Origin of the sequence: Mesorhizobium amorphae, assembly GCF_014843845.1 — a bacterium.
In the GTDB taxonomy this organism is placed as follows: domain Bacteria; phylum Pseudomonadota; class Alphaproteobacteria; order Rhizobiales; family Rhizobiaceae; genus Mesorhizobium; species Mesorhizobium amorphae_A.
In genome coordinates, this window is record NZ_JHQS01000056.1 from 296,501 (window position 1) to 304,712 (window position 8,212).

An 8,212-nucleotide genomic window follows, 5' to 3' on the forward strand; every position below is an offset into this window, starting at 1 on the left:
AACGCTCTCCGCCTTTTTCTGTTGATCGCGGCCAAAAAACAACGCTAATTGATGCCTGCGAGGGGCCATGCTGACAGTTGATGAAGTGGGAGCGATCCCGTTGTTTTCGGGTCTGCCGGCGGTCGAGCTGGAGCGCCTGGCGCGGATGGCGGCCGACCTTCATCTCAGCCCCGGAGAGTTCGCGGTCCACGAGGGCGGAGAGGCAGCGCTCTTTGCGGTTCTCGCCGGCAAGATCGAAGTCGTGAAAACTTTCGACGGCGTCGAGCGGACGCTCGGCTGGCGGTTGCCGGGAACGATCTTCGGCGAGGTGCCGATCGCGCTTGGCTCGGGTTTTCCGGGCGGCTATCGCGCCGCCGAACCGTCCCGCGTCATGCGCATCGAGGTCCAGCAATACTATTCCATCGCGGCGGTTTCGAAGGATCTCGCCCAGAAGGTCAGCGCGCTGGCCCGCGAGCGCATGGGCGGGCTGCAGAGCGTCACCGCCGAGCCGCAGAAGCCGCGCGTCACCCTGGTCGGCCACCGTTGGGACACGGCCTGCGGCGACCTGCGCCGGTTTCTCGCCCGCAACCAGATCTCGTTCACCTGGCTGCTGCCCGACACGTCGGATGCCGAGGCCTTCTGGTCCGCCCAAGGCAGGCCGGCTCAGGATGGTCCCGTCGCCCTTCTGGCGGACGGTGAGATCGTCGAAAGACCCGCCGTGCGCGATCTGGCCATTCGTCTGGGGTTGCAGACGCGCCCGCGTGCCGACGAATACGATGTCGCGATCGTCGGCGGCGGGCCGGCCGGTCTTGCCGCGGCGGTCTATGGCGCCTCCGAGGGCTTGCGCACCATCGTCGTCGAGCGCGAGGCGCCCGGCGGGCAGGCCGGCACGTCGTCGCGCATCGAGAATTATCTCGGTTTTCCGAGCGGCATCTCCGGCGACGAGCTTGCCAGCCGCGCGCTGCAGCAGGCAAAACGGCTCGGCGCCGAAATCCTGGTCACCCGCTCGGTCGCCGGCATCGATCCGGCGACGCATGAGGTCGTGCTCGACGGCACCGATGTCGTGCGCGCCCGCAGCCTCATCCTGGCCACCGGCGTCGCCTGGCGCCGCCTCGCCATCGACGGGTTCGACCGGCTGATCGGCAAGGGCGTCTATTATGGCGCCGCGCGCAGCGAGGCGAGCAGCACGCATGGCCAGGATGTCTACCTGATCGGCGCCGGCAATTCGGCCGGCCAGGCGGCGATGCATTTTTCCGGCCATGCGCGCAGCGTGACGCTGCTGGTGCGCGGCCCGTCGCTTGCCGACAGCATGTCCCACTATCTGATCGAGCAGCTCAGGGCGAAATCGAACGTAAAGGTCCGGCTTCGCTCCGAAGTCCAGGCCGTGCACGGCGAGACGTATCTGACGGCGATCGACATTCTCGACAAGACCGGCAACGAGGTGAGCCGGCACGAGTGCGGCGGGCTGTTCGTGTTCATCGGCGCCAACGCCGAGACCGAGTGGCTGCCGGCCGAGGTCGCGCGCGATGCGCGCGGCTATGTGCTGACCGGCGACGACGTGAAGAAGGCCGGGCACTGGTCGCATGGCCGCGACCCCTACCTGCTCGAGACCAGCGCGCCCGGAATCTTCGCCTGCGGCGATGTGCGGCTGAGCCCGGTCAAGCGGGTCGCCTCTGCGGTCGGTGAGGGCAGCATGGCCATCGCCTTCGTCCACCAGTATCTGGCCAATGAGGGCAAGACCCAGCGCGGTTGAGGCTGATGGCCGGACCGCCCGCCTGCTTGAGGCCAGCCTCATTGCCTCAGCCTTTGGGCCAAGCAGGGGAACGCGCGATGAAGAAACAATACTCGAAGCCCATACTGGTCAGAAAAGGCCGGCTCTCGGCCCAGACCGCTCAGCAGGCCGGTTCGCAGGCACCGGATTAACACCGGCGCAACCGCCTAGAGCGGTTCAACGTTTCACGGAAACGCAGAACCGCTCTATCTCTTTGTTTTCACGCAATTCCGGACGGAAAACCGCTGCGCACTTTTCCTGGAATTGCTCTAAGATCGTCATCTGATACGCAAGGACGGAACTGACGCCGGCCAGCCTAGCTGGCGCGCCAACCGCGGTATATTTCGGGACCCGGCAGCACGGGCACCGTTCGATCGAGCCGTGCTGCCTTCAGGCCGCTCAGCCGGCAGGCTTGTAAGAGCCGGCAGCCTTTTTGGCGGCGGCGAGCACCCCCTTCATGTCGAGTTCTTCGAGGATGACGAGGTCGCTCACCGAACCGCTGGCCCGCACCGCGAGGGCCATGCCCATCCCGGCGGACTGGTCCGGCACCTCGCCGTTGACGACGACGTCGTATATGCCGCGCGTAAACATCAAACTGGTCATCTTGCCGCCAACGCTTTCGAACAGTGCCTTGATTGCGGCTTCCCGGTCTGATCCCTGCATCAGTCCCTTGGCGGCGTGGGGTTCATAGTTTGCCAATATGGTAACCTTCATGGCTGTCTCCTCCAAATATCGTTGTCTCAGGCTGCTCAAACGTTTGAGCAGCACGGAGGTGCTTGTCTTTTCACTGACATTTGACGTGGCCTGTGGACCGCCTGGGCAGCCATGGCCAACGGCAGTTCATGACCGGAGCAACGCTTCGGTCTGCAGCAATATGCGCTTATTCTAATATAACGACAATCCCGCCGCGCTCTACCCCAGCCACCACCACAGCGCCGCAATGACCGCCACTATGCCGGCAATCGACAGCCCCAGCATGATGTAGGCGCCTTTGATGATATCGCCGATGATCTTCTTGAGGCTGGCGCGGTCGTTGAGGTTGGGGAAAGGCTCGTTCGGGTGCGCCACGCCGAGGAAGTCGCAGAGCGGCGCCCAGCCGTCGGTCACCTTGAACACCAGCAGCTTTTCCGGCGGCACCGCCGCCTTCACCTCCTCGGCGTAGGCATTGTAGCGCGCCACCGCCTTGGCGCGGTCGTCCATCACGCCGGCCAAGGCGCGGCCCCACACCAGCTTGCTCGACATGTCGCCGAATTTTCGGCCGAACGGCGTCAGCCACTCCAGCACCTTGAACTGCCAGACATTCTCGGTGAAGTAGATCGTGTCGATCGTGCTCTCGTACCAGGCTTCGGCGCCGCGCGGATGCAGCGTCAACAGCACCTTGGCGTCGGGATAGGCGGCCAGCAATTCCTTCCACACGCAGCAACCGGGATTGTCGACGGTGGCCGTGTAGTTGGCGAACACCTGGTTCCAGTCATGCTGGCTCCCGGGCGGGCTGTTCGCCACCTTGCGCCAGAAGTCGAGATGGCCCTTGTTGGCCTTGTTGAGGATGACTTCCTGCACGTGATAGCTCGGAAAACCGAGCCTGTTCAGCGCGGCAAAGGTCGACCACGTGCCGGTGCGGCCGAATCCGGCCCCGATGAGTTTGAGCGCCATTCCCGTTCCCCCCTTATTGGACCGCTGTTCTTTTTATGCGGATCCATCCGAAACGAGGTTGCATCGACCCCGGCAAGCGCGCAACAAATTTCCATGCGCAACCAATAGAACGTGAATTTTTGCTTTGGGCCACGCGGAAGGACCTTCTGGCTATTCCAGCGGGCGGGGGAGCCTGATAATAGGTCAGCCAGATTGACCTAATTGTGCCCGAGCTGATCCCGGTCATGCTCGAGGAAGAAATCCACGGGGAGGTGGCTGTGACATTGATGGACCTCTTGGCGTCGCGCTCGTCGCGCATGAAGGCGTCGGAAATCCGCGAGCTGCTGAAACTGCTCGACCAGCCCGACATCATCTCCTTCGCCGGCGGCATCCCCGACCCGGCGCTGTTTCCGACCGAAGCCATATCCGATGCCTATGCTTCGGTGCTCGGCGGCGCCGAGGCGGGGGCGGCACTGCAGTATCAGGTCAGCGAAGGCTATCTGCCGCTCAGAAAATGGCTGGCCGGCCAGATGAGCAGGCTCGGCGTCGCCTGCGACGAGCACAACATCTTCATCACCTCGGGCTCGCAGCAGGCGCTGGATTATCTCGGCAAGCTGTTCCTCTCGCCCCGCGACACGGCTTTGGTCACCTGGCCGACCTATCTCGGCGCGCTGCAGGCCTTCAACGCCTATGAGCCGCGCTACGACCGGCTGACGCCGGACGGCGGCAACATGACGCCCGCGGCCTACCATGCAGCCGCCGCTGCCGCCGGCGGCAAGGTGAAGTTTGCCTATCTGGTGCCGGATTTCGCCAACCCGACCGGCGAGACGCTGAGCTTCAGGCAGCGCGAGGCGGTGCTCGATCTCGCCTCGGAGCTCGACATCGCCGTCATCGAGGACGCCGCCTATCGCGCGCTGCGCTATGACGGCGAGGGCGTGGCGCCGATCCTGGCGATCGACTGCGCGCGTTCCGGCGGCATCGAAAACGCCCGCACGCTCTACTGCGGCTCGTTCTCGAAAATCTTGTCGCCGGGCATGCGCGTCGGCTGGGTCTGCGCGCCGCGCCGTGTGGTGGAACGCCTGGTGCTGATGAAGCAGGCTTCCGACCTGCACAGCCCCTCGATCAACCAGGTGGCCATGCATCGCGCCGCCGAAGCCGTATTCGACCATCAGGTGGGCAAGCTCATCGGCGCCTATCGGGAACGCCGCGACGGCCTGCTCGGCGCGCTCGAGGCCAACATGCCCAAGGGCGTGACCTGGAGCCGGCCGGATGGCGGCATGTTCGTCTGGGTGACGCTGCCCGAAGGCACCGACGCCACCGCGCTGCTCGCCCGCTCGGTCAAGGAGGCGCGCGTCGCCTTCGTGCCGGGCAACGCCTTCTTCGCCGACGGTTCGGGCCGCAACACGCTGCGGCTGAGCTTTACGCTGGCGGACAAGCGCGCGGTGGAAGAGGGCATACCGAGGCTGGCGGCGCTGCTGAAGGGGTAGGGGCAGCTCGGCTGTCTCGATACCATCGAACCTCTTGAGCCCTCCGCCGGGAGGTGACAGGTTGGCGCGCCATGGCCGCCGCGTCGACATCGCCCCGCATCATCCTGCTCATCGGCAGCGCGCCCGATGTGGTACGCTGCGAGGGCTGGCCGAAGGCGGCCTTCAGCCGGATCGTCGCCATCAACAATGCCTGGCGCGTGCGCCCCGACTGGGATTTCCTCGTTCATTCCGGCGATTTTCCACCGGACCGGCTGCCGCCGCCGCAGATGCTGCGCCAGGCGCAGATCTTCAGCGCAGCGCACTACGTGCCGGCTCAGAACAGCTTTGGCGGCTTCGTCTATGCCGGCGGCACCATGGCGATGACGGCGGCCTACTGGGCCATCCACAGCCAGAAGCCGGACGTGCTCGCCTTCCTTGGCTGCGACATGATCTACGACCAGCCGGAAAAGACGCATTTCTACGGCATCGGCCGCGCCGATCCGCTGCGTGACGACCCGACGCTGCGTAACCTCGAGGCCAAATCCGCCCGCCTGCTTCTCCAGGCGCTGCGGTGGCAATGCCTGTGCATCAACCTGTCCGACCTGCCGCGCAGCCGGCTGATCTTTCCGCGCCTGACCCTCGAAGAATTGCAAGGCCTTTCACAGGCCGGTATCGCCCGGATGCAGGCCAAAATCCTGGCCGGCATCGAGCTCGACACGGCCGACAAGGCCGAGCAGGTCGAGCAGGATCTCGGCTATTTCTACGAGGACGGCATGTACTGGAACCACCTAGACGAGATCGACGAGACGCGCCTGGCGGATATAGACAGGCTGTGGATGTCAGCCGTCGGGGACCTCACGGCCCGGCCCGCCGAGCAATGCAGCGCTGCGGAGTAGTCCTTAATTTGACGGCTGCGGAGTAGTCCTTAATTTTGACGTTGGAGATTGGCGAAGGCGGGGCGACATCCGATCTCCCCCCTTGTGGGGGAGATGTCTGGCAAGACAGAGGGGGGCGCTGTCCCGCCAGCCTTTCAGGGTACCTTGGCCACGCCCTGGACTTGTTCTGGTATCTTGAAGTTTAGAGGATGGCGATCCTTCGCGCCCCCCTCTGGCCTGCCGGCCATCTCCCCCACGAGGGGGGAGATCGGCAGCGTCAGCCGCTCAGCCTACTCCGCCGCCAGCTTGTCCTGCGTCTTCGTTTCGAAATCGCTGGCGTCGTGGCGTTCGTGCAGCTGCATGGCCGGGTCGCCGAAGGCGCGGTTGACCATGCGCCCGCGCTTCACCGCCGGCCGGGCGTCGATGGCGTCGGCCCAGCGTTGCACGTGCTTGTATTCCTGCACGGCCAGGAACTCGCCGGAATCATTGTACATGCGGCCCTTGGCGAGCCCGCCATACCAGGGCCACACCGCCATGTCGGCGATCGTGTAGTCTGCGCCGCCGAGATATTCGCTTTCCGCCAGCCGACGGTCGAGCACGTCCATCTGCCGCTTGGTCTCCATGGCGAAGCGGTCGATGGCGTATTCGATCTTTTCCGGCGCATAGGCGTAGAAATGGCCGAAGCCGCCGCCGAGATAGGGGGCGGAGCCCATCTGCCAGAACAGCCATGACAGCGCCTCGGTGCGCGCCGCCCGCTCGGTCGGCAGGAATTCGCCGAACTTTTCGGCGAGATAGACCAGGATCGAGCCGGATTCGAACACGCGGATCGGCTTCGGTTCGCTGTAGTCCATCAGCGCTGGGATCTTGGAGTTGGGATTGACCCCGACAAAGCCGCTACCGAACTGGTCGCCATCGTTGATGCGGATCAGCCAGGCGTCGTATTCGGCGCCCTTGTGGCCACGCGCCAGAAGCTCCTCCAGCATGATCGTCACCTTGACGCCGTTCGGCGTCCCCAGCGAGTAGAGCTGCAGCGGATGCTTGCCGACCGGCAGTTCCTTGTCATGCGTCGGTCCGGCGATCGGCCGGTTGATGCTGGCGAAGGTGCCGCCATTCGCCTTGTTCCAGGTCCATACTTTCGGCGGTGTGTATTGGTTCATCGGGGGAGGCCTTGTGGTTTTCGACGGGGGTCTTGGGAGGGTCAGCTTGCGCGGGGTTGGATGGGTGGGTTTGGTCTATTTCGATATAGATAGCGAAGGCAGCGGAAAGTTCAACTTGTGTTGAACTACTATCGATCCGACGCCGACTCCCTTTTCCCCTTGCGGGAAGGAGGGCGCCAACCCTTGCACCTCACTCAATCCGCCATACCTATGGAAAAGACCCGACCTTGCCAGGATGAACGGATGAACATCGATACCATTTCTCGCTCCGTCGTGGCCGTCCGCGCCACGATCCCGGACGACGCCTTCACTGCCGATGCGCTGGGCACCCGCCGCGAAGGCAGCGGCGTCGTCATTCGCGACGACGGGCTTGTGCTCACCATCGGCTATCTCATCACCGAGGCCGAGGAGGTCTGGCTGACCGACCAGGACGGCCGCGTCGTTCCCGCTCATGCGCTTGCCTACGACCAGGAATCCGGCTTTGGCCTGGTGCAGGCGCTGTCTCCGCTCGGCCTGCCGGCAGTGGCGCTCGGCGATGCTCACAAGGCCAAACCCGGCGATGCCGTGGTGCTCACCGACGGCATCGGCCAGCAGGTCCATGCGCATATCGTCACCAAGCAGGAATTCGCCGGCTATTGGGAATACCTGCTGGACGAGGCGATCTTCATCGCGCCGGCCCACCCGTCCTGGGGCGGGGCGGCACTGTTCGACGAGCATGGCAGGCTGCTTGGCGTCGGATCGCTGCGCCTGCAGATGAGCCGCGCCGGCGAGGTTGCAGACATCAACATGATCGTGCCGATCGACCTCCTGCCGCCGATCCTCGACGACCTTTTGACGCGCGGCCAGGTCGCCAGGCCGCCGCGCCCATGGCTCGGCGCCTTCTCGGCCGAAAGTAACGGCGTGGTCATGGTGATGAGCGTCGCCGAAGGCGGCCCCGCCGCCAAGGCCGGCCTGCGCCAGGGCGACATCATCTCGGATGTTCGCGACGGCGAAGTGGATGGTCTCGCCGACTTCTACCGCAAGCTGTGGGAAAGCCCGGCCGGCGCCGAGATCCCGCTCAGGGTGGTGCGAGACGGTCGTGAAACCTGGCTGCGGGTGAAGTCGGCGGATCGCAACAGTTTTCTGAAGAAGCCGCATCTGCAGTAACACAGCCGATCTCCCCCCTCGTGGGGGAGATGCCCGGCAGGGCAGAGGGGGGCGCGAAGGATCGCGGCCTGTGGCTGCTCCTCACCGAGAATCACGAGCGGGCAACTCGCCGACAGGCTGGCGGGACAGCGCCCCCCTTGTAACTCAACATTGGCCGAATCCGTTATTGTAGCGGATGCGGTGGCG

At 64.7% G+C, this 8,212-nt stretch carries 7 protein-coding genes; 4 read left to right on the top strand and 3 right to left on the bottom strand.

Annotated features, from left to right (window positions below):
• Positions 1-67: 67 nt before the first annotated feature.
• Positions 68-1,732 (top strand): FAD-dependent oxidoreductase, encoded by a 1,665-nt coding sequence (locus DH08_RS23910; protein ID WP_192181619.1) that lies wholly within the window; start codon positions 68-70, stop codon positions 1,730-1,732.
• Positions 1,733-2,149: 417 nt separating this feature from the next.
• Here DH08_RS23910 and DH08_RS23915 read toward each other — a convergent pair whose 3' ends face one another.
• Together DH08_RS23915 and DH08_RS23920 are read right to left on the bottom strand one after the other, a co-directional pair.
• Positions 2,150-2,464, bottom strand: a complete 315-nt coding sequence (locus tag DH08_RS23915) for a GYD domain-containing protein (RefSeq protein WP_192181620.1) — start codon at positions 2,462-2,464, stop codon at positions 2,150-2,152.
• Between the two features lie 198 nt (positions 2,465-2,662).
• Positions 2,663-3,403 carry a sulfotransferase family protein gene (locus DH08_RS23920; RefSeq protein ID WP_192181621.1) on the bottom strand — a complete coding sequence of 247 codons (741 nt, stop codon included), beginning with the start codon at positions 3,401-3,403 and terminating at the stop codon, positions 2,663-2,665.
• Between the two features lie 266 nt (positions 3,404-3,669).
• Between DH08_RS23920 and DH08_RS23925 the strand changes: the two genes are divergently transcribed.
• Together DH08_RS23925 and DH08_RS23930 are read left to right on the top strand one after the other, a co-directional pair.
• Positions 3,670-4,869, top strand: coding sequence for an aminotransferase-like domain-containing protein (locus tag DH08_RS23925; protein WP_192181644.1), 1,200 nt, complete (start codon positions 3,670-3,672; stop codon positions 4,867-4,869).
• Positions 4,870-4,940: 71 nt separating this feature from the next.
• The gene (locus DH08_RS23930; protein ID WP_192181622.1) at positions 4,941-5,744 is read left to right on the top strand and encodes a hypothetical protein; all 804 of its coding nucleotides are present in this window, start codon (positions 4,941-4,943) and stop codon (positions 5,742-5,744) included.
• 269 nt (positions 5,745-6,013) lie between these two features.
• Here the strand turns inward: DH08_RS23930 and yghU are convergent, their stop codons facing one another.
• A complete protein-coding gene (gene yghU, locus DH08_RS23935; protein ID WP_192181623.1) occupies positions 6,014-6,880 on the bottom strand; it encodes a glutathione-dependent disulfide-bond oxidoreductase in 867 nt (288 codons plus the stop codon).
• Positions 6,881-7,123: 243 nt separating this feature from the next.
• Between yghU and DH08_RS23940 the strand changes: the two genes are divergently transcribed.
• Positions 7,124-8,026: a S1C family serine protease gene (locus tag DH08_RS23940; protein ID WP_192181624.1), complete on the top strand. Its 903-nt coding sequence runs from the start codon at positions 7,124-7,126 to the stop codon at positions 8,024-8,026.
• Positions 8,027-8,212: the final 186 nt, after the last annotated feature.